Raw genomic sequence first — 26,342 nt, 5'->3', positions numbered from 1 at the left:
AATTAAAAGTCTTCCAGAATTTCACCGAGGGGATCACCTGATCCTCCATCATTTGAAGAACCATTTGAACCACTAGCTTCAAGCGCAAGGTACATAACGGCAAGACAGAGGCCGATGATACCCAAGCTAATCAAGGTCAACTCTTTGAGGGCAGCCAAAGCAAAACCAAGGAAGAAGAATGGCCAAACTTCACGACTAGACATCATGTTGATAACCATGGCATAACCAACGGCTACAACCATACCACCACCGATTGTCATACCTGATTTTAACCATTCAGGCATAGCTTCAAGACCAGATTGTACGAGGTGAGCAGGAATCAAGAGCAAGAGGAGGGCAGGGATAGCAACACGGAGACCTTGGAGGGCCATACCGATAAAGTGCCATCTTTCAACACCAGCGATATCAGCAGCTTCTGCACGGCTATCCATAATATGAGCGATGAAGACAGTTGCTGTACGGACAACCATTGTCAAGGCAAGACCGGCAACAGCCAAAGGCACCGCAAGGGCGATGGCAGGACCAATCCCTTTAGTTCCTTGACCACCCAAGATAAGGATGATTGTAGAAGCTACAGCGGCAAGTGAGGCATCTGGTGCCATGGCAGCACCAACGTTAGCCCATCCCATAGTGATCAACTGTAAGCTACCACCCAACATTACGCCGAGTTCGAGATGACCAGTAACAAGACCGATAAGGGAACAAGCCACAACTGGTTGGTATGTTTCGATTTGGTCGTTAACTGAGCTACAACCGATGATGAAAGCAACAATTACGACTAAAATAATTTGTACTAAACTCATTTATGCATCCTCCAAAATTATTTCTTCTCTGCTAATTTAGTTTCAGCTGACTTAATCAAGGCATCAACGTTTGCTGGGCTATCACTTGGTACCCCACGAACGTCAAATTTGACACCCAATGATTGCAACTCTTTGATAGCATCCACATCTGTTTGGTCAAATGAAAGAGCTTTAGTAACGTTGACTTTTCCTTCTTTATAAGCTGAAGAACCAAGGTTGATTTCTTTAACATCAACACCTGCTTTAACAGCAGCAAGAGCATCTTCAACAGATTCAAAGAGAAGCATAGCACGTGTATCTCCAAAACGTGGGTCATTGTTTGCTTTAACCATGTTTTTAATTGGGATAACGTGAACTTGAACACCAGATGGAGCGGCTTGTTTAATCATGTTTGTACGAAGTTTATCATGACAAACAGTGTCTGAAACAACGATGATACGGTCTGGGTGAGTTGAGTGAGTCCAACCAGTCGCAACCTGACCGTGGAGGAGACGTGTGTCAACACGAGCCAAAACGTATTTGATTTTTCCATCACCAAGTACTGTTCCTTCAGGAATGGTACCCTTAGGAATAGAAGGTTTAGCGTCTGCTGGTTTAGTGTCTTCTTCAGGAATAAGGCCTTCTGGAAGGACTTTAACGCCTTCTTTTGTTTCCTTATAAATGTTAGCGACAATCTCTTCAACCCCAGCATCAGGAGCTACCATACGTTCCGTATATGCTTGGATAAGCATTGGTAAGTTGAGTCCTGTCACGATAACCATCTTGCGATCAGGATTTTCTTCCTTAATTCGGCTTGCCTGGTTAAATGGTGATCCAGACCAAAGGTCTGCAAGGACTAGAATTTCGTCGTCAGCGTCAAATTGAGCAATGGCATCTTTGAAGTGAGCGTACAAGTCGTCAGGACCTTCATTTGGCATGAAAGTAACCACTTGAACTTTCTCTTGTTCACCAAAAATCATAGAACCTGATTGGTGAATACCTTCAGCGAATTTACCATGGCTAGCAATAATAATACCGATACCCATTAGTGTTCTTCCTCCTTTTATATATTGTTTCTTAGGAATAGAAAAATGATTATTGGTATTAGCATTCATGACATGAAAATGACAACAATATTTTTTTAGTCCCTCGAAAATTAGAACACTCTAATTATAGGACGTTACCATGAATTTGTCAATGGTTTTCGTAACAAAAGTGTCATATAATTGAAAAAAACATCAAATTATTGCAAATATACTTTTTTTTCAGACAATAAGTGTTAAGTATAGTTTTAAGCTATATCTAACTAGGGGAAATAGGATTAAGAAAAAATGAGATAAAAGCTTGTAATAGCTGGTGTTGGCTGCTATAATTTCTTCAATTAACTATTTAAGGTTAAATCTATAAGAAAAGAGGGCCTCCTTATGTCAGATTTACTAAGTATTTATAATGAATTGCAATCTAAGAAATGGGTTGACTTGACCCACAAAATTAATGAGGAAAGTCCACATTTCCCAGCCCTTCCTGCTTTGAAACAAGAAGACCTTTTCACATTAAAAGATGGTTTCCATGTTCAAAAATTTACAGTAGTTGGTCAATACGGAACGCATATTGATGCACCGATTCACTTTGTAGAAGGTGGTCGTTGGTTGGATGAGATTGCTCTCAAAGATCTTCTTTTACCACTCTATGTTATCGACAAGTCTAAAGAAGTTGCTGCCAATCCAAACTTTATTTTGAGCAAACAAGATATCTTAGACTTTGAAGCAGAATATGGACAAATTACTGAAGGGGCCTTTGTCGCTTTTCGTAGTGATTGGTCGAAGCGTTGGCCAGATCAAGATGCTATGCGCAACCTTGATGAAAATGGGGTTCAACAGAGTCCAGGGTGGAGCCGTGAAGCTCTAGAATTCTTGATTTATGAACGTAAGGTTAAGGCTGTCGGTCACGAGACTTTTGATACAGATGCTGGCATTCCAGCAGCAGAACATGGTTTGGTAAACGAATACTACCTCTTGGAACAAAACATTTATCAGGTAGAAGTTTTGAATCAATTGGATCAAGTTCCAGCCGTTGGTGCTTTGATTTCGATTGCATTTCCTCACTGGGACAAGGCGACAGGCTCCCCAGTGCGTGCAGTGGCTATTTTACCTTAATCAGAAGAAAAAACACCGAAGAAATTTTCGGTGTCTTTTGTTATTTATAAGAAGAGTTCCTGGAGTTTGCGAGCAACGCCATCCTCTTCATTAGTCCACTCAATTTGTTCGTTAGCGTGGGGGAGAAGAACAGAGCTAGCATTCTTCATGGCATAACCAGTTTTAGCAAGTTCCAACATCTCTGTGTCGTTGTGTTCGTCTCCAAAAGCAATCAGATCATCCGTTGATTTGCGCATGGCCTTAAGTAAGTAGTTTAGGGCGTAGGCCTTGTTTATGCCTTTAGGCGAAAATTCCAAGATATTAAGCGGGCCACCCCAAGAATCAACTTCAATTTCTTCCTTGAAGTCCTTCTTGATGTCATCGGCAAGTTGGTACTTATCCTCATGACGAGTTTGCATAAGGAGAGCGTTAGGGTTGCGCGTGATTTTAGTTGGTTCCAAACGCATAGCCTCAATAATTTTATCAACACCAAAGAGTTGTGGTTGAATACGCTCTGGGTGATTCATAGTGATATAGAAGTGTTTTCGATATTCACTAGCCAGAAAATCCATCTCTAATTCATCATGGCGTTGTAAGAGGCTAATCAGATATTTCTTATCTAATTTAACCGAATGCTCATAAGCCCAGTCTTGGTCTGGAAGATTGGTCAAGGAGCCATTAAAGGTGATGAGTGGTGTTTCTAACCCTAGTGTTTTGTAATGGTCAATAGCCATACGATAAGGACGACCTGTAGCAATAACGACTTGGTGTCCTTTGTTTTGTACGTCTTTAATCGTTTTTTGTGTAAATTCTGAAATAGTTCCATCTGGGCGCAAGAGCGTTCCATCAAGATCTAGTGCAATCAATTTTTTTGTCATGTTCCTATTATAGCAAAAATATGTCCTTTGTTGGTGATTAAGAAAGAGCTTTCTAAGAACGTTCGGTTTTTCATAAGAAAAGTCTCAGGAAATAAACCTTGCGCCGTCAAATAATTTCATGTAGAATAGTAACGTTGCATTCTACGTGAGAATGTTCCGAAATTATTCGGATTTTGACAATAATTTTTTATTAAGGAGTCTAAACTTTCATGGAAAAGTTTTTCAAATTGAAAGAACATGGTACTGACGTCCGTACAGAAGTGACTGCCGGATTGACAACTTTCTTTGCCATGTCTTACATCCTCTTTGTTAACCCAGCGATGTTGGCTCAAACAGGGATGCCTGCACAAGGTGTGTTCTTAGCAACAATTATTGGTGCGGTTGCAGGGACATTGATGATGGCCTTTTATGCCAACCTACCATACGCTCAAGCGCCTGGTATGGGACTTAATGCCTTCTTCACCTATACAGTGGTCTTTTCTTTGGGGTACACTTGGCAAGAGGCCTTAGCGATGGTCTTTCTATGTGGTGTTATTTCATTGATTATCACAGTAACTAAAGTACGTAAGATGATTATTGAGTCTATTCCAACAGCCCTTAAATCTGCGATTTCAGCAGGTATAGGTGTTTTCCTTGCCTATGTGGGGATTAAAAATGCTGGTTTCTTGAAATTCTCAATTAATCCTCATACCTACACTGTAGCAGGTAAAGGTGCTGATATGGCCAAGGCTTCAATTACAGCTTCATCATCAGCTACACCAGGTTTGGTTGCCTTCAATAACCCAACTGTTATTGTCGGTTTGATTGGTCTTGCGATTGCGATTTTCTTTATCGTTAAAGGTATTCGTGGTGGTGTTCTGCTTTCAATCCTCGTAACGACTATCATTGCTATTTTTGCTGGTGTCGTTGATCTTGGAAGCATCGACTGGCACGCAGCTAGCTTGACATCATCTATCAAAGACCTTGGTCAGGTCTTTGGTGCAGCGCTTGGATCTAAGGGATTGGGTTCACTCTTTGCAGACGTTTCTCGTTTGCCTGGTGTCTTTATGGCTATTCTCGCCTTTTCGTTGACTGATATCTTCGATACTATCGGTACCTTAATCGGTACTGGTGAAAAGGTTGGTATCATTGCTTCAACAGGTGATAACAACGAATCAAAAGCTCTTGACCGTGCCCTTTACTCTGACCTTGTTGGTACAAGTATTGGTGCCATTGCAGGGACTTCAAACGTTACAACTTACGTTGAATCTGCAGCTGGTATTGGTGCTGGTGGACGTACTGGTTTGACAGCTCTTGTGGTTGCTGTGCTCTTTGCCATTTCTAGTTTCTTTAGTCCAGTGGTATCAATCGTTCCAAATGCAGCAACAGCGCCTATTCTTATTATTGTAGGTGTTATGATGCTCTCTAACCTTAAGAGTGTGGATTGGGAAGACTTATCTGAAGCTATTCCTGCTTTCTTCACTTCTATTTTTATGGGATTCTCATATAGCATTACCTATGGTATCGCAGCTGGGTTCCTTACTTATACTTTGGTCAAAATTGTCAAAGGTCAAGCTAAGGATGTCCACTTTATTATGTGGATTTTGGATATCTTGTTTATCCTTAACTTCATCAGTATGGCTGTGTTCTAAAGCTTGAAAGTTAAAAGTCTGTATATTTGTCAGGCTTTTTCTTTTGCGATTTTATCTGGGGAATGTGAGAGAGTTTTTTTGATTAACTTTCAAATCTATAGTAAGTTTTACAAAACGATTTCTAATCTATGAGTGATTGATGTGGTTAAAATAAATTGAAGATTAAAATATATATCTTAACTTCTTACTTAAATGATTCAATATTTATAAGTTTCTACTGTATTTTTACAGTGGATTCTAGTCCATATTTTTATTTTTTGATATAATGAAAACATGATTTACAGTCAAAATGAAGAAGAATTGATTAGTATCGGCCAAAAGCTAGGTCGACTGCTCGATTCTGGAGATATAATTGTTCTCTCAGGGGATCTGGGAGCTGGCAAAACGACCTTGACTAAGGGAATTGCCAAAGGTTTGGATATTTCACAGATGATAAAGAGTCCAACGTATACTATTGTAAGGGAGTATGAGGGGCGACTGCCACTCTATCATTTAGATGTCTACCGCATTGGTGATGATCCAGATTCTATTGATTTAGATGATTTTCTGTATGGTGAAGGTGTGACAATCATCGAGTGGGGTGAGCTCCTAGATGAGAGTCTGTTAGGGGATTATCTCCTAATTTCGATATCTCATCATGGAGATGGACGTCAGTTGCTTTTTGAATCTTTCGGTCCTAGAAGTAAGGAGATTCAGGAGGAAATGATAAATGGCTGAGCAAGAATTAGTCATTGAGGAAGCTCAAAGAGAGGATGCTGCCTCTCTAGCTCGTTTACTAGAGACTGTAGCCTTGGAATCGGATTTTCTAGCACAAGATGATAGAAGTTCTATACTGAGTGCTGAACAGTTAGCCACTTATATTGAAAGTCATCAGCATAGGCTTAATGAGATTTGTTTGGTGGCAAAATTGGGTCATGAGGTCATTGGTGTTTGTAATGTTACCTCTGATCAAGATACTAAGACCAGTCATATTGGCGACGTATTTATTGCGGTTTCTAAACCCTACTGGGGGAATGGTGTTGGCCAGTTTCTTATGGAAACAATGATTGACTGGGCAGATCATACACCAACTATCCGCCGCTTAGAGTTGACGGTTCAAGCACGTAATGAACGGGCAGTTCATCTTTATCAAAAATTTGGATTTGACATTGAAGGCACTAAGAAACGTGGTGCAAGAACTAAAAATGGAGAATTTCTAGATGTTTACCTTATGGCTAAACTCATAGATTAGGAAAAAACATGAAACTTGGACGAAAAATTTTATTGATGTTGTTGGCGATTTTTGCAACGACAGTAGTAGCTGCTGGTATTTACCTAACGACAACTTATAATTACGCCACAGGCGAATTGTCAAAAACGTTTAGGGCTTCTAAAGCAACTTCAGGGAATAGTAAGGCTATTCAACAGACTAAGCCTATAACTATTCTCTTGATGGGAGTAGATACAGGATCCAAAGAACGTAAGGAAACCTGGGAAGGAAACTCTGATACCATGATTTTGGTAACAGTGAACCCTAAGACTAAGAAAACAACCATGACCAGTTTGGAACGTGACCTTTTGACAGATATTGAGGGGTCGGGTGAAGCAAAACTAAATTCAGCATATGCTGAGGGTGGTGCTGACTTGGCTATTTCAACCATTCAAAAGGTTTTGGATATTGATATTGACTATTATGCACTGATTAATATGCAGGGTATGATTGATTTGGTAGATGCTGTTGGTGGTATTGAGGTAACGAATCATTTTGATTTTCCAATTTCGATTGCAGAAAATGAACCTGAATTTCAGGCAAAAGTTGAGCCCGGAACCCATAAAATCAATGGTGAGCAAGCTTTAGTCTATTCACGTATGCGTTACGATGACCCTGATGGTGACTATGGTCGCCAAAAACGTCAACGTGAGGTTATTCAAAAAGTTGTAGCTAAGCTCTTGAAGATGGACTCTATTGGTTCTTACAAGAAAATTTTGTCGGCTGTAAGTTCAAATGTTCAAACTAGCATTGACCTTGGTGATACCAATACTCTGCGTAGCTTGATGGGTTATAGTGATGCACTTAAAAATATTAAATCATACCAATTGGCCGGTTCGGATGCCATGATTAATGGAGGAAGCTATCAAGTAGCCTCCACTGAGGATATTCTAAAGGTGCAGAACCGTATTAAGAAGGAAGTTGGTAAGAAGAAAGTCTCTGAATCTAATCTTAAGACTAGTTTGGTTCTCTATGGTTCTGGTAGCTCTAACTATGGCTCAGATGATTTCGTTAATTCTAAAGGAAGTGCGGCTTCGAGTGAGGCATCTTCAAATTATGAGGGCGGGACATCTGAGGCAGCTGGTGGTGGGTCAGTAAGTACCTACAATGGAGGTACTACCTATAGCAATAACTATAGTGAAAACACAGGTAATTATGTTCAGGAACAAGGTACGACAACCCCTACATACAATAATAATGGATCGGGTGTGACTACTTATAGTACGGTTCCAGCGGCGCAATAAATAAGGTTGGGTAATTCCCAACCTTTTTTCTTTGAAATGATAGCAATATGGTTATTCCTTGCAATGGCTTTTGAGCTATGCTATAATATAGGAAAATAACGAAAGAGAGGCGGAGTAGAAACTTCGTCTCTTGTGTGTGTAAGGAGGTCATAATGTCGCAAAAAATTATTGATCTCGTGACGGCAGTCGTAGCTCCAGCTATTCCTGAGCCATATGAACTAGTCGATATCGAGTACGAAAAGCTTGGCGGTGACTATGTCTTGTCAGTTTTGATTGATAAGCCAGGAGGTATTACTGTAGAAGATACTGCAGACTTGACTGAAATTCTCAGTCCCCTCTTGGATACTATTCAGCCTGATCCTTTCCCGGATCAATACATGCTGGAAGTTTCTAGTCCAGGGTTAGAGCGTCCCTTAAAAACCAAAGAAGCTTTGACAAATGCTGTTGGTCAATATATCAATGTTAGTCTTTACAAGGCTATTGATAAGATCAAGATTTTCCAAGGTGACTTGGTGGCCTTTGATGGGGAAACCCTAACAATTGATTACCTTGATAAGACTCGCCATAAAACTGTTGAGATTCCCTATCAAACAGTTGCTAAAGCTCGTTTGGCAGTCAAACTCTAAAACTCTTAGTGTAAATAAAGAAAGGATGCCAGTTTTAGCCTTTAGAGGCTAAAACAACAAAGAATATGAGCAAAGAAATGCTAGAAGCCTTCCGTGTCTTGGAAGAAGAAAAACACATTAACAAGGAAGACATCATTGATGCCGTGGTTGAATCGCTTAAGTCAGCCTACAAGCGTCGTTATGGTCAGTCAGAATCAGCTGTAGTTGAATTTAATGAAAAAACAGGTGATTTTCAAGTTTATACCGTTCGTGAAGTTGTAGACGAAGTCTTTGATAGTCGTTTGGAAATTAGCTTGAAAGATGCCCTTGCTATCAGCTCTGCTTACGAGCTTGGTGACAAGATTCGTTTTGAAGAGTCAGTCGATGAATTTGGCCGTGTTGCAGCGCAATCTGCCAAACAAACCATTATGGAAAAGATGCGCAAGCAGATGCGTGAAATCACTTATAATGATTATAAGCAACATGAAGGTGAAATCATGCAAGGAACAGTTGAACGCTTTGACCAACGTTTCATTTATGTGAATCTTGGAACGCTCGAAGCTCAATTGTCACGCCAAGACCAAATTCCTGGCGAAAGCTTTAAGTCACACGACGTCATCGATGTTTATGTTTATAAAGTTGAAAACAACCCTAAAGGTGTCAACGTCTTTGTAAGCCGTAGCCATCCAGAATTCATCAAACGTATCATGGAACAAGAAATTCCTGAAGTATTTGATGGAACTGTAGAAATCATGAGCGTGTCTCGTGAAGCTGGTGATCGTACCAAAGTTGCTGTTCGCAGTCACAACCCTAACGTTGATGCTATTGGTACTATCGTTGGTCGTGGTGGAAGCAACATCAAGAAAGTTGTCAGCCGTTTCCACCCAACACGTTTGGATGCTAAGACAGGAATTGAAGTTCCTGTTGAGGAAAATATTGACGTTATTCAATGGGTTGAAGATCCAGCTGAATTTATCTACAATGCTATTGCACCGGCTGAAGTTGACTATGTTCTCTTTGACGAAGATGATAGCAAACGTGCGACAGTAGTTGTACCAGATAACAAATTATCTCTTGCAATTGGTCGTCGTGGACAAAACGTTCGTTTGGCAGCTCATTTGACTGGTTACCGTATTGACATCAAGTCAGCTTCTGAATATGAAGCACTCGAAGCTGAAAAAGCTGAGGCTGCTACTGAGGAAGTTGTTGACGAGATTGTTGCAGAAGATGCTACACCTGTTGAAGTCACAACAGAAGAAGTAACTGAAACAACAGAAGCAGAATAAGAAGAACATAGAGGTGTTTGATGGCTAAAACACGAAAAATACCTTTACGTAAATCAGTTGTCTCAGGAGAAATCATTGATAAACGTGATTTGCTCCGCATTGTAAAAACTAAAGATGGTGAGATTTTCATTGATCCAACAGGAAAGAAAAATGGCCGAGGTGCTTACATTAAACTAGATAATGAAGAAGCTCTCCAAGCTAAAAAGAAACGTGCTTTTAACCATAGTTTCTCCATGGATGTTCCTGAAAGTTTTTATGATGAACTCATTGCTTATGTGGATCACAAGGTCAAAAGAAGAGAGTTAGGTCTTGAATAACACAGAAAAATTGTCAAATATGTTGGGACTAGCACAAAGAGCAGGAAAGCTTATTTCTGGCGAAGAACTTGTCATCAAGGCAGTTCAATCAGGACAGGCGAGACTAGTTTTTCTTGCCAATGATGCTGGTAGTAACGTGACTAAAAAGACGACTGATAAATGTAACTACTATAATATAGAAGTCTCCACAGTGTTTAACGCACTGGAATTAAGCATGGCTATTGGTAAACCAAGAAAAACGGTTGCTGTAGTTGATGCTGGATTTTCAAAGAAAATGAGGACTCTTATGGACTAAAGAATAGGAGGACATCACGTGTCAAAGAAACGATTATATGAAATCGCAAAAGAGGTTGGTGTAGAAAGCAAGGTTGTTGTTGCGAAAGCTCAAGAACTTGGTCTTTCTGTGAAGAGCCATTCCTCATCAGTTGAAGAAGCTGATGCTAATCGTATCACTTCAAGTTTAAAAGGGGGAACAGCTAAGGCTGAAAGCAAGCCAGCTCCTAAAGCGACACCAACTCCTAAAGAGGAAAAGGTAGCGCCTAAGGTTGATAAGGTACCTGTTGCGAAATCAGCTCCAGCTAAAGAAACATCAAAGGCTGAAGTCAAAGAAGCCCCTGCGACTCCGAAAAAACCACAAAGCCGTAATTTTAAGGCAGAACGTGAAGCACGTGCCAAGGCAGAAGCAGAGCGTCGTCAAAACGGCGGAGGCCGTGACAACCGTAATCGTAACCGAAATCAACAAGGGAACGATCAAGGTAAACGTCAGAATAATGATCGTCGCAACCAAAACGGAAATGGTCAAGGCAACCGTAATAATGGGAACCGCGGTAACAATAGTAATCGTGACCGTAATTTCCAAGGTAAACAGCGCAATGATCAAGGTCGAAATAAACGTAACGATGTTGCCCGCAACAATCAGGCAGGTCCACGTATTGACTTTAAAGCGCGTGCAGCAGCCTTGAAAGCAGAGCAAAATGCAGAGTATTCACGTCAAAGTGAAACACGCTTCCGCGAAGAAAAAGCTGCAGAGCAACGCCGTGCGAAAGAGCAAGAAAAGGCAAGAAAAGAAAAACAACAGGCTGAAGTCGCTGCTCAAAAAGCAGTTGCTGAAGCTAAGCCAGCTCCTAAGCCAGCACCGGCTGCTCAACCAGCTCCAGCTGCGCAAGCACAAGATACACGTCGTAAAAAGGCACGTCCAGATAAATCACGTGATAATCGTCGCGAGAATGAAGATGGACCTAAGCAAACAAGAAATAATAAGTGGAATAATCAAAACCAAGTGAGAAATCAACGAAATAGTAACTGGAATAAAAACAAAAATAAAAAAGGTAAAAATAACCGTGGTAATTCAGCTCCAAAACCAGTAACAGAGCGTAAATTCCATGAATTGCCAAAAGAATTTGAATATACTGAAGGCATGACGGTTGCAGAAATCGCAAAACGTATTAAACGTGAGCCAGCTGAAATCGTTAAGAAACTCTTCATGATGGGTGTTATGGCAACTCAGAACCAATCTCTTGATGGGGATACTATTGAGTTGTTGATGGTTGACTACGGCATTGAGGCAACCAAGAAAGAAGAAGTCGATAATGCTGATATCGAACGTTTCTTTGTTGACGAAGATTACCTTAACAAAGATGCTATGGTAGAACGTGCACCAGTTGTTACTATCATGGGACACGTTGACCATGGTAAAACAACCCTTCTTGATACCCTTCGTAACTCACGTGTTGCGACTGGAGAAGCTGGTGGTATCACACAGCATATTGGTGCCTACCAAATTGAAGAGGGTGGTAAGAAAATTACCTTCCTTGATACTCCTGGACACGCGGCCTTTACATCCATGCGTGCCCGTGGTGCTTCTGTTACAGATATTACTATCTTGATTGTAGCTGCGGATGACGGTGTAATGCCACAAACTATTGAAGCCATCAACCACTCTAAGGCTGCGGGTGTTCCAATCATTGTTGCGATTAACAAGATTGATAAACCAGGCGCTAACCCAGAACGTGTTATCGGTGAATTGGCTGAGCATGGAGTCATTTCAACAGCATGGGGTGGCGATAGTGAATTCGTTGAAATCTCAGCTAAATTTGGACAAAACATTGAAGAATTACTTGAAACCGTTCTTCTTGTGGCTGAAGTGGAAGAGCTTAAAGCGGATCCAAGTGTTCGTGCTATCGGTACTGTTATCGAAGCTCGTTTGGACAAAGGTAAAGGTGCAGTTGCAACCCTCCTTGTTCAACAAGGTACCTTGCATGTTCAAGACCCAATCGTTGTTGGTAATACCTTCGGACGTGTCCGTGCTATGACCAATGATCTTGGCCGTCGTATTAAGACTGCTGCGCCTTCAACACCAGTTTCAATTACTGGTTTGAACGAAGCACCTATGGCGGGTGACCATTTTGCCGTTTATGAAGATGAAAAAGCAGCTCGCGCAGCTGGTGAAGAACGTGCCAAACGTGCCCTTATGAAACAACGTCAACAAACACATCGTGTTAGCCTTGATAACCTCTTTGACACCCTTAAAGCCGGTGAATTGAAGACTGTTAATGTTATCATCAAGGCCGATGTACAAGGTTCTGTTGAAGCCTTGGCAGCGTCACTTCTTAAGATTGATGTTGAGGGTGTTCGCGTTAATGTTGTTCACTCAGCAGTAGGTGCTATCAACGAATCTGATATTACTCTTGCGGAAGCTTCAGATGCCGTTGTCATCGGATTTAACGTTCGTCCTACACCACAAGCACGTCAACAAGCGGAAACTGATGAAGTTGAAATTCGTCTTCACAGCATCATCTACAAGGTTATCGAAGAAATCGAAGATGCCATGAAAGGGATGCTTGATCCTGAGTTTGAAGAAAAAGTCATGGGTGAAGCTATTATCCGTGAAACCTTCAAAGTTTCTAAAGTCGGAACAATCGGTGGGTTCATGGTTACTAGTGGTAAAATCACTCGTGATTCAAGTGCCCGTGTGATTCGTGATGGTGTCGTTATTTTTGATGGTAAATTGGCAAGCTTGAAACACTTTAAAGATGACGTTAAAGAAGTCGGAAACGCTCAAGAGGGTGGTTTGATGATTGAAAACTACAACGATATTAAAGTTGATGACGTTATCGAAGCTTACATTATGGAAGAAATTAAACGTTAATTTTGTTAGCTTTAAAAAGCTTACTTAGGAGATAAAGCTAGGTCATCTGGCCTGGCTTTTGTTCCATCATAATAAGAGAGAAAGGATAAGACTATGGGAAATTCATTTCGTGTAGACCGTGTTGGTATGGAAATCAAACGTGAGGTCAATGAAATTCTTCAAAAGAAAGTTCGTGATCCACGCGTACAAGATGTCACTATCACAGATGTACAAATGCTAGGTGATTTGTCAGCTGCTAAGATTTTTTACACTATTCATTCAACCTTGGCCTCAGATAACCAAAAAGCACAAACTGGTCTTGAAAAGGCTACTGGGACAATCAAGCGTGAACTTGGTAAAAAATTAACTATGTATAAGATTCCAGATTTGACCTTCATTAAGGATGAATCTATCGAATACGGTAATAAAATTGATGAGATGCTTCGTAATTTGGAGCGTAAAGACTAAGAAAAAATTCCTGTCAGTTATGGCAGGAATTTTGAGTTATAATAGAATAAAAAGGAGGACTTCGATGAAAGTAACGGTCTATTTGGGAGCTAATATGGGTGACAATCCTAGCTTTAAGAAAGCAACGATTGCCTTGGGTCAGTGGATTGCTAAAAATGGGCATACCCTAGTCTATGGTGGCAGTAAGATGGGACTTATGGGAGTTCTTGGTGATACTGTTTTGGAAAATGGGGGAGAGGCTCATGGAATTATGCCGCAATTCCTCAAAGATAGGGAGATAGCCTATGAGGGATTGACTTCAATGACCATAGTAGAAACCATGGCAGAACGAAAGACTGCTATGCTAGAGCAAGGAGACCTCTTTATCGCCCTTCCAGGAGGTCTAGGAACACTGGAAGAAATTTCTGAAGCTATTGCAGCTGCTCGCGTCGGTAAGCTAGACAAACCCTGTGTTTTCTTCAATCTCAATGGCTATTATGATGCTATGAAAACAATGTTGGATACCATGGTTACTCATGACTTTTTAGAGGCTGAAACAGCAGTAAAATTCCTCTTTACAGATGATTTTTCAGAAATTGAAACTTTCGTCCAGTCTTACACGCCTCCTCAATTGAGACGTTATCGCTAATTTTTATGATAGATCAGCTCTCTAAGTTTAAACGAGGAGAGTTTTTTTGATGAAAAGACGATAGTAATTAGTGTTTCTTATAAATTTCAGAAAATTAACTAAAAATCCCTTAACAAAAATGAATAATTTGTATATAATAGTGTTTGTAAATTTAATCGTTTACCAAATTTTCCTCATCATCTGTGAGTAATATCCGTACTATTTAATACCCCTCTTGGTCTGGAAAACTTTGCTAATCGTTAGACTAATTTAACGTTTAGCAGCAAATGTGGGATTTGGGATAGACGAAAGGGATGATAGTAATGTCTATTATGGTTAAAAGTGTTAATTTTGATGATTATCAAAAGACACAGACAAACTATAAGGATACTAATTTTTTACAGTCAGCTGAGATGGCTAAGCTTCAGTTAAGCCGTAATCATATCGGTGAAGTAGAGGCTCTGGTTTTTGAAAGGGATGGCCTGATAGTGGGGCAAACCATTATCGTTTATAGGAGGAGTTTTCGTATCTTTAGGAAAGCACTCTTATTGCATGGCCCCTTGCTAGATTACAATTCTATAACTGATTTGCCAGACCTTCTTGAGGTCTTGATACTCTATTTAAAAAAGAAAAATATTGCATCACTTTCTATTCATCCCTATCTTACCAATCTTATTAGGAATGAAGAACTTGAAATCCTTGAAGAAGATAAGGCTGATGAAGTCTCCAAGGTATTTGAAAAATTAGGTTTTGAGCAGTATTTAGATCCAGAACAGGCTCTAGTTGTTAATCAGATGTTTGTCAAGCCCATTGATACCTTTACTACTTCTGACGAGATGCTCGCAGCTTTCTCACCATCCTTGAAGCGAGATTAAAAAAAATTTACCGCTTTGAATGTCAAAGTTGAAGAGCTAAGTGATGATAATCTTGATCAGTTTTATGCCATCATAGTTCGGACAGCAGAGAGAAAAGGATTTTCAGTTCATCCATTAACCTATTTCCAAGATTTGAAGAGAAACTTTGGAAAATCTGCAAAGTTTATGTTAGCTTATTTGGATTGCCCAGCTTATTTGGCTTATCTTGATGAGAACATTAAATCTTTTGAAACTAAGATTCAGGCTTTAAAAGATGGTCCTCAGAAAAAACGAACCAAGGGTCAAATTGCGGATGCCCAAGATCAGCTTAGAAGCTACTATAAACGTTTAGAGCAATTTAAGACCTATCAAATCACTGGTGACAAATTACCTCTATCGGCTTATCTTTTTATGGATTATGGACCAGAAGTCGTCAGCTTTTACGGCGGGAATGATGAAGCCTACCTTAATTTTGGTGGGGCAGTTCTTCTTCATTGGGAAATGCTACAATATGCTATGCGTAAGGGTAAAGAGCGGTTTAATTTTTATGGGACAATCGAAACTGAAGCAGCTAGTACTGGAAAAGGGAACTTCCATTTCAAACGTCAATTTGGAGGGCAGTTAGAAACACTTGTTGGCTCTTTTGATAAGACCCTAAATCCTTTCTATGATATTTTTAAGAAAACACTAGGTAAAGACTAGTTTCTATATAGAAAAAGTCAATTGAGGTATTACAATTAGCCTCAATTGACTTTTTGTTGTTTACAAATATTTCTTAGCGACTTCAATATCACCAGCATAGTTATCACGTTTCCCATTTACGATTTGGAAAGCATCAGCACCTTTACCGGCAATAACCACAGCGTCTTTGGAGTCTGTAGTCTCAGACATTGCTGTTTTGATTGCTTCTTCTCGATCAACAATGATACGTACCTCACGGTTGATGTGACTGGCAATTTCTTGACAGATAGCAAGAGGATCCTCCTTGTTAGGATCGTCGGCTGTTAGGAAGACATCAACATCAGGGTAGGTATTGAGGACATGTCCGAAGTCTTTACGACGACTTTCACCTTTATTTCCAGGAGCCCCTAGAATTAGGCTAATATGGCCATCTTGATGGCTGGTTACGACTTGTAAGAGCTTATCTAGGCTATCTCCATTGTGAGCATAGTCCACAAAAACCTTGGCTCCTTTAGTTTGTGTAAGAACTTCCATACGCCCTGGAACAGAGGTCTGAGCAATCCCTTCTTTGATGTCTTGAAGGCTAGCTCCAAGACGTAGGCAGGCTAGACCTGCAGCCATAGCATTGTCCTGGTTAAAGTCACCGATAAGTTGGATATCATAGTCACCGGCTAATTTCCCACTTGCCTTAAAGCTAAAACCTGAGCCATGTTTAACAGCATTGTCGGAGTTTTTACCATAGAAGTCATGCTCTTTATCCGCAACTTCCTCAGCGACAAAAGCAAAGTGATCCATACCGCTATTGACGATAACAACTCGACTGTTTTCCAAGAGAAGACGCTTATGGTAGAAGTAGTCTTCAAAGGTTGGATGTTCAATAGGTCCAATATGGTCTGGGCTGATGTTAAGAAAGACACCTACATCAAAAGTCAGTCCATAGACACGCTTAGTCAGATAGGCTTGACTTGAGACTTCCATAATCAGATGGGTCATGCCATTATCAACAGCTTCAGCCATCATGCGGAAAAGGTCCAAACTCTCAGGTGTTGTTAGGGTAGACTTGAAGAAGTTTTTTCCGTCTAGTGTCGTGTTCATGGTTGAAAGCATAGCAGGTTTATGACTTTGCTTGAGAATATTGAAGGCAAAGTAGGCTGCTGTTGTTTTCCCTTTTGTCCCAGTAAAAGCCAGCAATTTTAGTTTGTCTTGGGGGTATTGGTAGAAGACCTGAGCAACGAGGCTCATAGCCTGCTTGATATCTGTTACGATAATGACAGGAATTCCCACTTGATAATCTTTTTCAGCCACATAGAAACTCAAGCCAGCTTTGACAGCATTCTCTAAAAATTCAAGCTTAAAGGCAGCCCCTTTGGCAAAAAAGAGGGAAGATGGTGTGACATCACGACTGTCGTAAGAAAGATGATCAAAAGTTACTCCAGTCCATGAATAGTAGTAGTTGTCTTGGTCAATAATATCTCTAAAATTACGGTCCTTTTTGAGAACCTCTAGAACTTGTTCAATAGTAATCATAGTTCCTATTTTAGCCTTAATGTTCTTGTTTTACAAGTCACAGCCAAAAGTTTATAATAAACTAGATTATATTTTATTCTTTAGAAAGAAAGTTATGACTGAAACTAAAACTGACACACAGCAGCAGCAGATGCTAAGAGGGACGGCGTGGATGACAGCATCCAATATTATCAGTCGTCTATTAGGGGCACTTTACATTATTCCTTGGTATGCTTGGATGGGCAAACATGGTGACCAAGCCAATGCCCTCTTTGGTCAGGGGTATAATATTTATGCCCTTTTCCTTTTGATTTCGACAGCAGGGATTCCAGTCGCAATTGCCAAACAGGTGTCTAAATACAACACTCTTGGAAAGATGGAGACGAGTTTCTTCTTACTCAAGCGTATCTTGTATTACATGATTGGTCTCGGACTGATCTTTGGCGTTTTCATGTACTTTGCTTCGCCGTGGATGTCTTACCTTTCTGGGGGAGACGAGGATCTGGTTCGCGTAATGCGTAGTCTTTCTTGGGCAGTTGTTATTTTCCCATCTATGTCTGTTTTACGAGGCTTTTTCCAAGGCTTTAACAACATGAAGCCTTATGCCTTAAGTCAGATTGCGGAGCAGATTATCCGTGTTATTTGGATGCTGTTGGCGACCTTCTTCATCATGAAAATTGGGACAGGCGATTATGTGACAGCAGTTGTCCAATCGACTTTTGCCGCTTTCATCGGTATGCTGGCTAGTTATGGGGTGCTTTTCTTCTACCTTTGGAAGGAAGGTAAGCTCAAGAGTCTTTTTGGTAAGCAGGCCGTTCATCCTGATATCAATCCAACTGCAATTGTTATTGAAACCTTTAAGGAAGCCATTCCTTTCATTATCACTGGGTCAGCGGTCCAACTTTTCCAGTTGATTGACCAATGGACCTTTATCCGTACTATGGAGAAGTTTACAAGCTATAGTAACAGTCAGCTTCAGGTTCTCTATGCTTACTTGTCTTCAAACCCAAGTAAGATTACTATGATTTTGATTGCCGTAGCTATTTCTATTGCTGGAGTTGGGATTCCCCTCTTGACAGAAAATATGGTTAAGAAGGATCTTAGGGGAGCGGCTAAACTGATTATCAATAATCTTCAGTTACTCTTGCTCTTTATTGTACCTGCCATTGCAGGATCAGTGATTCTGGCTAAACCACTCTACACAGTTTTTTATGGGGCACCAGATAGCCAGGCCCACTTGCTCTTTGTAGCCAGTCTAATTCAAGTTATTTTCTTGGCCTTGTATAGCGTTTTAGCACCTATGCTTCAGGCCATCTTTGAGACCCGTAAAGCTATCAATTATTTTGCGATTGGGGTTTTAGTTAAGGGAATCTTACAGTTACCATTGATTATTTTCCTAGGAGCTCTTGGACCAGTTATTTCAACAGCCATCGGCTTAGGTGTTCCAATTGCTCTGATGTATAATCGCCTCCACACTGTTACGCACTTTAGTCGTAAGACAGTGTTTAGAAAAGCCTTACTCATCTGTATCCTTACAGTGCTCATGGCTATTCCAGTTGCAGTCTTCTATGGGGTGTTCCAGTTTGTACTTTCACCAACAAGCCGTGTGGGCAGTGTGATTTACTTGATCATTGGAGGAGGCCTTGGAATTGGTGTCTATGGCGTTCTTGCTCTTGTAACTCGTATGGCTGATCAATTGCTTGGCACCCGAGCAGCTAGCCTACGTGCTAAATTACATATCAAATAAGATTTAAACCAAGTCGTGTGGCTTGGTTTTTTCTTTTCAACATTTTCTGAAAAAGGAGTATAATAGGGGTGAAAAAATGAAATCGTTTTAATGATTTAGAATCGAGGAAAGGACTATGACTGATTCTAGACAAGAAAATATAAAATTAGGGACCTATCCTCCTGGACAAGTTTACCAAGTCTTGCAGACAAGCCATCAAGGTTTGAGCTCACAAGAGGTTAAGGAGAGGCAGGCGACGTATGGCCCTAACCAATTGAAGGAAAGTAAGACGGAGCCTATTTGGCTGACCTTTTTCAGACATTTTACTAGTCTCATGGCTCTCTTATTGTGGGCTGGTGGCTTTATCGCTATGCTCTCTCATAGCTTGGAGTTGGGGATTGCAATTTGGTTGGTCAACATTATTAATGGTCTCTTTAGCTTTATTCAAGAATATAGAGCAAGTCAGGCTACGGCAGCTCTTAGCAAGCTTCTTCCATCCTATGCGCGAGTTCTTCGTGATGGTAAGGAGGACAAGATTCTAGCTCAAGACTTGGTGCCAGGTGACTTGGTTTTCATTGAAGAAGGAGACCGTATTTCTGCAGACGGACGCTTGGTCGCTGTGACAGATTTGCAGGTTAATCAATCGGCCCTCACTGGTGAGTCTAATCCCATTTATAAGTCAGATCAAGCAGATTTGACTCCCGATAAGACTGAGTTAGAATATGACAATATGGTATTTGCAGGGACGACAGTCTCTTCTGGTTCTGGACATTTTATAGTATCTGCTATCGGTATGAAAACTGAGTTCGGACAAATTGCAGACTTGACGCAAAACCTAGCTCAGGAAAAAAGTCCCCTTCAGAAAGAATTAGACCATTTGACTAAACAGATTTCAGTTATTGCGGTGTCTGTGGGTCTCTTCTTTATGGTGGCAGCGACTCTATTTGTCCATCAGCCTTTGTCTCAAGCCTTTATTTTTGCATTGGGGATGATTGTGGCCTTTATTCCAGAGGGACTTCTTCCCACAGTTACTCTCTCTCTAGCCATGGCAGTTCAACGTATGGCTAAGGATCATGCTTTGGTTAAGAAGTTGTCTTCGGTAGAGACGCTAGGAGCAACTTCTGTTATTTGTTCGGATAAAACAGGGACTTTGACGCAAAATGCTATGACGGTTAACCACCTGTGGACCTTGTCAGACAGTTATGGGGTAACTGGGCTAGGTTACGCACCGGAAGGGCAGATTGAGCAGGAAGGACAACCTGTTTCTCTTGAAGAAAATGAGCTCCTTAATCGTTTGGTCCGATTCTCACATTTGGCTAGTAATGCTCAAGTTGTAGCTCCTAGTGCTGATAATCCCAATTATACGATTTTAGGTGATCCGACGGAGGCTTGTCTTAATGTTCTCGCCGAAAAAGCAAGAATAAATTTAAATGACAATCATACTTGGGCCCCTCGAATCAAGGAAATTCCCTTTGATTCTGATCGTAAACGGATGACAACAGTGCATAAGCTTGAGTCAGGATTGGATGGTAGTTATCATATATCTATCACCAAAGGTGCTCCAAAAGAAGTGATGGAGCTTTGCTCAGATTACTATGATAATCAAGGGATGATTAAATCATTGACAGCTACTGAGCGTCAGGCTATCCTTGCGGCTAACGATAAGTTTGCCCGTGATGGTCTACGTGTTTTAGCTGTGGCCTATAGACCTTTAGATAGCGAGCATATTGGAGAAGACAAGTGGGACATGCAGACCTTGGAGAACAATATGGTCTTTCTAGGCTTGGTTGCCATGAGTGATCCGCCACGTCAGGGTGTGCGTGAAGCCATTGAAAAATGCCATAGAGCTAGTATTCGTATTATCATGGTGACAGGTGATTATGGCTTGACAGCTCTTAGCATTGCTAGGAAAATCGGAATTGTACAAGGGGACGATGCGCGTGTTGTTTCAGGCCTTGAACTGGCAGATATGGATGACAATCAGCTCAAAGAAGCTCTTAAAGGCGAAATCGTTTTTGCTCGTGTAGCACCTGAACAAAAATACCGTGTGGTCAATGCGCTTCAAGAACTTGGCGAAGTTGTCGCTGTTACTGGTGATGGTGTTAATGATGCCCCTGCCCTTAAAAAAGCTGATATCGGTGTAGCTATGGGGCTATCAGGAACTGATGTTGCCAAGGAATCTGCAGATATGATCTTAACAGATGATCATTTTGCTTCTATTGTTCATGCTGTTGAAGAGGGTCGTGCAGTTTATAGAAATATTCAAAAATTCCTGACTTATATTTTTAATTCCAACACACCAGAAGCTGTACCCTCTGCTTTCTTCTTGTTCTCTTTGGGACGTATACCTCTTCCCTTAACGGTTATGCAAATCCTAGCCATCGACCTGGGAACAGATATGATGCCTGCTTTGGGGCTAGGGGTTGAACCGCCTGAAGAGGGCGTTATGGACAGACCACCAAGACGTCTTTCAGATAGCTTGCTCAATCGACAATTGTTGATTAAGGCTTTTGTCTGGTATGGACTGATTGAAGCAGCCTTAGCTATGGGGGCTTTCTTCCTTAATTATTGGGTTAATCAAGGTAACTTAAACCATTTGGCCAGCTCAGGTCCTCTCTATCGAAAGGCAACTACCATGACCTTAGGAGCTATTATCTTTACCCAAATTGGTATGGCTATGAATAGCCGTAAAGGTAGAGGGTCTATATTCCAAGTTAATCCATTTGCTAATCGTATTATTAGCTTAGGGATTGTTTTAGAAATTGTCCTCTTTATCCTCCTGTCTTACGTGCCTTTCTTCCACACGTTATTTAACACTGCACCTATTGGACTTGATGATTGGCTCTATTTACTTGCTTGTCCGTTTGTTATTATGGCTTTGGAAGAAATCAGATATCGCTTATTTGATAAAAAGTAAGTCAGTGGCATACCTTAGATTGAAGCAAGATTTTTAAATCATTTCTTAGCGCCTGAAACGATAATGTTTCAGGCACTTTTTGATGCTTGAAAACCTACTTTCGAAAATCTCAAAAATTGGGCTTATTTTAAATTAGAGTCAGTATCTATCTGTCTTTTTAGGTTATAGAAATAAACTATAACTAACTATCAAGAATCCGTATGATGAACTTACCATTATTTTCAGAAAATAGTGATAAAATAGAGGTCATAGATATGGAGCATATCCACTTTACCATGTAGAAAGGGCACATTATGACACAAGAATATCAATTAGAAACCATTTTGGCACACGCAGGAATCAATTCGGATGAAGCAACAGGAGCCTTGGCTTCACCAATTCATTTTTCAACAACTTACCAACATCCAGAATTTGGCCATTCTACTGGTTTTGACTATACACGAACTAAAAATCCAACACGCGCAACAGTGGAAAAAACACTTGCAGCTATTGAAAAAGCAGATTATGCTATTGCGACAAGTTCAGGGATGAGCGCCATTGTTTTGGCCTTTGAAATTTTCCCAGTAGGCAGTAAGGTTGTAGCTGCGCGTGACCTTTACGGAGGCTCTTTCCGTTGGTTTAATGACAAGGAAAAAGAAGGTCGCTTCTTTTTTGAATACACTAATACCGAAGACGAGATGATTGCGGCCATCACTGATGATACTGATATTGTCTACATCGAAACACCGACAAACCCACTTATGATTGAGTTTGACATTGAAAAAGTGGCCAAAATTGCTCATGACAAGGGTGCAGTGGTTATTGTTGATAATACTTTCTATAGCCCAATCTATCAAACCCCGATTACTCAAGGTGCTGATATCGTTGTACATTCAGCTACTAAATACCTATCAGGTCATAATGATGTTTTGGCTGGTGTTGTTGTGACTAGCAACCAAGAATTCTACGATAAACTTTATTATAACCTCAATACTACGGGTCCTACCTTATCACCATTTGATAGCTATATGCTCATGCGTGGTCTTAAGACCTTAAAACTTCGTATGGAGGCATCGACAGCTAATGCTCAAGAAGTTGTAGCTTTCTTAGAAAAGTCACCGGCTGTTAAGGAAGTTCTCTATCCAGGCAAGGGTGGGATGATTTCCTTCAAAGTGGCTGATCAAGACAAGATTCCAACCATTATCAATTCTCTAAAGGTCTTTACCTTTGCGGAGAGCCTAGGTGGTGTCGAAAGCTTGATTACCTACCCAACGACACAAACCCACGCAGATATTCCAGGTGATGTACGTGCTTCCTATGGTTTGACAGACGACTTGCTTCGTCTTTCAATTGGTATTGAAGCAGCACAAGATTTGATTGCTGACTTGGAAAGTGCCCTTAGTCTTTAAGGAGTTATCTATGACACGTTATGATTTTACAACACAACCAAATCGCTTGAATCAAAACACCATGAAATGGCACGAAGCCGAAAGTAATCCAGAACTCCTTGAGCTTTGGGTTGCTGATATGGACTTCCTACCTGTTCCGGAGATTAGGGATGCAGTCATCAACTATGCTGAGACACATATTTTTGGTTATCCTTATCCAAGTGATGAGCTTTATCAGTCCATTATTAATTGGGAAAAAAATCAACATGGTTACGTCGTTGATAAAGAGAGTATTGTGCTAATTGAAGGTGTTGTCCCAGCCATTTCAACAGCTATTCAAGCCTTTACGAAAGAAGGCGATGCTATTCTCATCAACACACCAGTTTATCCGCCTTTTGCTCGTTCTGTCCGTTTGAATAATCGTCAGTTGATTGAAAATAGTCTTGTTAAGGTTAATGGGCATTTCGAAATTGATTTTGAACAATTGGAACGTGATATCGTCGATAATGAGGTTAAACTTTATGTTTTCTGTAGCCCACATAACCCAGGTGGACGTGTCTGGACTAAGGAAGAATTGACCAAGGTGGCAGACCTCTGCCACAAACATGGTGTCCTTTTAGTATCGGATGAAATCCACCAAGATTTAGCCTTATATGGGAATAAGCACATTTCTATGAATACCATTTCAGATGCTTACAAGGACTTTACCTTGGTACTTAGTTCGGCCACTAAAACCTTTAATATTGCTGGTACCAAAAATAGTTTTACCATCATTGAAAATGAAGACTTACGTAAAGCATTTAAACAAAAGCAATTGGCAAATAATCAACATGAAATTCCAACCATTGGTTTGATTACAACGCAAGCAGCTTTGACCTATGGGCAACCTTGGTTAGAGGAATTGAAGACTGTCTTTGAAACTAATATTGACCTTTTAACCAAGGAACTTAGTGAAAAGACTAATATCAAAGTCATGAAACCTGAGGGAACCTACTTGGTCTGGCTTGATTTTTCAGCCTATGATCAAGATCATAATGAACTTGGACGCTTGCTTAAAGAAGAAGCCAAGGTAGTGCTAAATGACGGTATTACCTTTGGTTCCGAAGGAGAAAAACATTTCCGTTTTAACGTAGCTACACCGACTACTGTTGTTGCAGAAGGGGTGAAACGCCTCGTTTCTGTCTTTGGAAAATAAGAAAAGTGATGCAAATAGCATCACTTTTCTTATTCTTATGAGTGCACATCGTAGATTTTCAAGTTTAGTAGAAGGTCTTTCTGAGTGGAGAAGACCTTGACATCCTGTTTGCCAGAAGTATTAAACCTAGCTAGAGTGTAGGTTTGGCCATTTGGAAAGAAGATTTCCAAGCTACGATTGTCTGTAATAAGCGTTATAGTAATATTATCAGTTTCCTTATAGCGACTGTCAGCTTGATAACCTTGACCATTTCCCAAGAGTCCATCGTAATAGTAAGAAGAGGCAGTTTGGCTACCATCCATGCTGTTGTTCAGTTCAGCAGCATAAGCAGAGACCTGATAGGTACTACCTGTTATTTGGTAGCCGATTTTAACGTAATCAGAGCCTTGCCAGATATCAATGTAGATATAGCCTCCTTCTTTCTTAATATTTGAAAAATGCAGTTGGTAATATCCTGCACTATTTTTTCCAGCAAGATCAAGAAGGCCATTAGCATTCTGATTGTGACTTTTATCAATCCAAGGTTTTCTATTGTCACTGGTGAGTGGCCTTTGACTCGAAATGTTGCCGTTTTGATTTTTGAGGGTTAATTGTTCATTTTTATAGAGGGGGGCGGACTGAATAATACCGTCTTTATCCAGTTGTAGCTTTCTGGGTGTAGCGTAAAATCCGATAGTTTTTAGAAAATCACTCTTGGCCTCTTGGTCACTGTGAATGCCTGACGTGAAGTAGTTCCAATTACCAACCCAGCCAAGACTGATAAGGTTATGGTTGCTTTCTTCAATTCGATCGCTTCCAGTGAAGTTAGCGCCATAATAGTCTGAGCCTTGATCTAAGCGTTTTGTTTCTGTATCTACAATAAATAAGCCGTTACCATCTAAATGCCCTACAGTATAGTAGGTTCCAGTTGTTTCGCCTGAAGCTGTATCCTTAGCTCCAAAAAAGAGAACTTGCTTTTCCTGACCGTCAGTTGTTGTCATTGTTTTGAGAATGGGACACTCGATAGGAGCGTTGTCCTGCCAGTTACGCCCCTTAAAAAATGTTTCGGGTAGGATTTTGGAGTCTCCCTTGCTATCTGCTTTGGTCCAGTTGATACCATCTTGAGATTGATAAACACCTAAGGCGTCACCTTCAGCGACATACATGAGTAATTTGTCTTTGAAGTGGAAGACATAAGGATCGCGGAAATCTTTACCGTTATAGGAGTGTTCCTTTGTCAATAAAGGTTTACCATCTTTTAAAGCTTTAGTAAAGCTAGCTCCCTTGTCGTTTGACTCACTAGCATAGATTGCCTGGCTTCCATCATCCATGAGTCCAGTAAAATAGGCGACAGGTTCTTCGTTTTGGATACCAGAAATCCCCTGACTATCTGTGACTACACTCCCTGTCCAAGCAGAATGCCATCCTTCTTTAGAGTCACCACCCTTTGCTGGTATAGCAGTCTCTTGTTTACTATAGGTGATAAAATCTTTAGTCGTTGTATGTGTCCAATCTTGACCGTTGGGTCCAAAAGGATCAGTAGCCCCATCCACAGAGTGTAGAAAATAGATATCATAGTAATTTTTTTCTTGATTCCACACGATAGTCTGTAGGTCGTTAGACCATCCTTTATGAGATGCTAGATGAAAGGTTTGACTCATAGAAACCTTATTTGTTTTTTGGGAAGGATTGTTAGCGTTCTCATTTTTTATTATAAAAACAAAAAATAAAATTAAAAAAACGAGAGCTAAAATTAGAGGTGAATATTTTGATTCCATATAGTGATAT

General features: G+C 40.5%; 21 protein-coding genes and 1 pseudogene. 17 read left to right on the top strand and 5 right to left on the bottom strand.

The annotated features are described in order from the left end of the window. Positions 1–2 precede the first annotated feature (2 nt). Positions 3–803, bottom strand: coding sequence for a PTS mannose/fructose/sorbose transporter subunit IIC (locus AX662_RS08345; RefSeq protein ID WP_002886606.1), 801 nt, complete (start codon positions 801–803; stop codon positions 3–5). A gap of 17 nt (positions 804–820) precedes the next feature. Continuing rightward, entirely contained in the window at positions 821–1,828 is a 1,008-nt protein-coding gene (locus AX662_RS08340; RefSeq protein ID WP_002889985.1) for a PTS sugar transporter subunit IIB, read from the bottom strand. 378 nt (positions 1,829–2,206) lie between these two features. Here AX662_RS08340 and AX662_RS08335 point away from each other — a divergent pair, with 378 nt between their 5' ends. Next, complete coding sequence (locus AX662_RS08335) at positions 2,207–2,938, top strand: cyclase family protein (RefSeq protein ID WP_060972158.1); 732 nt, start codon at positions 2,207–2,209, stop codon at positions 2,936–2,938. A 44-nt stretch (positions 2,939–2,982) separates the two neighbouring features. Here AX662_RS08335 and AX662_RS08330 read toward each other — a convergent pair whose 3' ends face one another. Next, positions 2,983–3,795 (bottom strand): Cof-type HAD-IIB family hydrolase, encoded by an 813-nt coding sequence (locus AX662_RS08330; protein ID WP_014633589.1) that lies wholly within the window; start codon positions 3,793–3,795, stop codon positions 2,983–2,985. Positions 3,796–4,004: 209 nt separating this feature from the next. Between AX662_RS08330 and AX662_RS08325 the strand changes: the two genes are divergently transcribed. The 12 genes and pseudogenes from AX662_RS08325 (at position 4,005) to AX662_RS08270 (ending at position 15,885) form a co-directional block, all read left to right on the top strand. Beyond that, positions 4,005–5,426 (top strand): NCS2 family permease, encoded by a 1,422-nt coding sequence (locus AX662_RS08325; protein WP_002883789.1) that lies wholly within the window; start codon positions 4,005–4,007, stop codon positions 5,424–5,426. 273 nt (positions 5,427–5,699) lie between these two features. Next, a complete protein-coding gene (gene tsaE / locus AX662_RS08320) occupies positions 5,700–6,143 on the top strand; it encodes a tRNA (adenosine(37)-N6)-threonylcarbamoyltransferase complex ATPase subunit type 1 TsaE (protein ID WP_002889989.1) in 444 nt (147 codons plus the stop codon). Continuing rightward, positions 6,136–6,657 carry a GNAT family N-acetyltransferase gene (locus AX662_RS08315; RefSeq protein ID WP_060972157.1) on the top strand — a complete coding sequence of 174 codons (522 nt, stop codon included), beginning with the start codon at positions 6,136–6,138 and terminating at the stop codon, positions 6,655–6,657. The genes tsaE and AX662_RS08315 overlap by 8 nt, the downstream gene beginning before the upstream one ends. 8 nt (positions 6,658–6,665) lie before the next feature. Then, complete coding sequence (gene lytR, locus AX662_RS08310; RefSeq protein ID WP_060972156.1) at positions 6,666–7,919, top strand: glycopolymer--peptidoglycan transferase LytR; 1,254 nt, start codon at positions 6,666–6,668, stop codon at positions 7,917–7,919. A 152-nt stretch (positions 7,920–8,071) separates the two neighbouring features. Continuing rightward, positions 8,072–8,545 carry a ribosome maturation factor RimP gene (gene rimP, locus AX662_RS08305; RefSeq protein WP_060972155.1) on the top strand — a complete coding sequence of 158 codons (474 nt, stop codon included), beginning with the start codon at positions 8,072–8,074 and terminating at the stop codon, positions 8,543–8,545. 65 nt (positions 8,546–8,610) lie between these two features. Further along, on the top strand, positions 8,611–9,810 hold the full coding sequence (gene nusA, locus AX662_RS08300; protein WP_002886615.1) for a transcription termination factor NusA: 1,200 nt from the start codon (positions 8,611–8,613) through the stop codon (positions 9,808–9,810). A gap of 20 nt (positions 9,811–9,830) precedes the next feature. Then, positions 9,831–10,127, top strand: coding sequence for an RNase P modulator RnpM (gene rnpM, locus AX662_RS08295; RefSeq protein ID WP_002883779.1), 297 nt, complete (start codon positions 9,831–9,833; stop codon positions 10,125–10,127). Further along, on the top strand, positions 10,120–10,422 hold the full coding sequence (locus tag AX662_RS08290; RefSeq protein ID WP_002883776.1) for a YlxQ-related RNA-binding protein: 303 nt from the start codon (positions 10,120–10,122) through the stop codon (positions 10,420–10,422). The genes rnpM and AX662_RS08290 overlap by 8 nt, the downstream gene beginning before the upstream one ends. A gap of 18 nt (positions 10,423–10,440) precedes the next feature. Next, complete coding sequence (infB, locus tag AX662_RS08285) at positions 10,441–13,275, top strand: translation initiation factor IF-2 (protein ID WP_060972154.1); 2,835 nt, start codon at positions 10,441–10,443, stop codon at positions 13,273–13,275. 93 nt (positions 13,276–13,368) lie between these two features. After that, on the top strand, positions 13,369–13,722 hold the full coding sequence (rbfA, locus tag AX662_RS08280) for a 30S ribosome-binding factor RbfA (protein WP_002883798.1): 354 nt from the start codon (positions 13,369–13,371) through the stop codon (positions 13,720–13,722). Between the two features lie 64 nt (positions 13,723–13,786). Further along, positions 13,787–14,350, top strand: a complete 564-nt coding sequence (locus tag AX662_RS08275; RefSeq protein WP_060972153.1) for a TIGR00730 family Rossman fold protein — start codon at positions 13,787–13,789, stop codon at positions 14,348–14,350. Positions 14,351–14,652: 302 nt separating this feature from the next. Continuing rightward, a pseudogene (locus tag AX662_RS08270) lies at positions 14,653–15,885 on the top strand (lipid II:glycine glycyltransferase FemX). Between the two features lie 60 nt (positions 15,886–15,945). Here the strand turns inward: AX662_RS08270 and AX662_RS08265 are convergent. Beyond that, a complete protein-coding gene (locus AX662_RS08265; protein ID WP_060972152.1) occupies positions 15,946–17,391 on the bottom strand; it encodes a UDP-N-acetylmuramoyl-L-alanyl-D-glutamate--L-lysine ligase in 1,446 nt (481 codons plus the stop codon). 94 nt (positions 17,392–17,485) lie between these two features. On the opposite strand from AX662_RS08265, the gene AX662_RS08260 reads away from it, so the two are divergent. From AX662_RS08260 to AX662_RS08245, 4 genes are all read left to right on the top strand, one after another. Further along, positions 17,486–19,117, top strand: a complete 1,632-nt coding sequence (locus AX662_RS08260) for a putative polysaccharide biosynthesis protein (protein WP_060972151.1) — start codon at positions 17,486–17,488, stop codon at positions 19,115–19,117. Between the two features lie 115 nt (positions 19,118–19,232). Continuing rightward, positions 19,233–22,013: a cation-translocating P-type ATPase gene (locus tag AX662_RS08255; protein WP_060972150.1), complete on the top strand. Its 2,781-nt coding sequence runs from the start codon at positions 19,233–19,235 to the stop codon at positions 22,011–22,013. Positions 22,014–22,306: 293 nt separating this feature from the next. Beyond that, the gene (locus AX662_RS08250) at positions 22,307–23,401 is read left to right on the top strand and encodes a cystathionine gamma-synthase (protein ID WP_060972149.1); all 1,095 of its coding nucleotides are present in this window, start codon (positions 22,307–22,309) and stop codon (positions 23,399–23,401) included. 10 nt (positions 23,402–23,411) lie between these two features. Next, positions 23,412–24,575, top strand: coding sequence for a MalY/PatB family protein (locus AX662_RS08245; RefSeq protein WP_060972148.1), 1,164 nt, complete (start codon positions 23,412–23,414; stop codon positions 24,573–24,575). A gap of 35 nt (positions 24,576–24,610) precedes the next feature. Here AX662_RS08245 and AX662_RS08240 read toward each other — a convergent pair whose 3' ends face one another. Next, a complete protein-coding gene (locus AX662_RS08240; protein ID WP_060972147.1) occupies positions 24,611–26,332 on the bottom strand; it encodes a glycoside hydrolase family 32 protein in 1,722 nt (573 codons plus the stop codon). Positions 26,333–26,342 lie beyond the last annotated feature (10 nt).

This window comes from Streptococcus sp. CCH5-D3 (assembly GCF_001556435.1).
GTDB lineage: Bacteria > Bacillota > Bacilli > Lactobacillales > Streptococcaceae > Streptococcus.
This window is presented reverse-complemented; position numbering and strand designations above follow the sequence as displayed.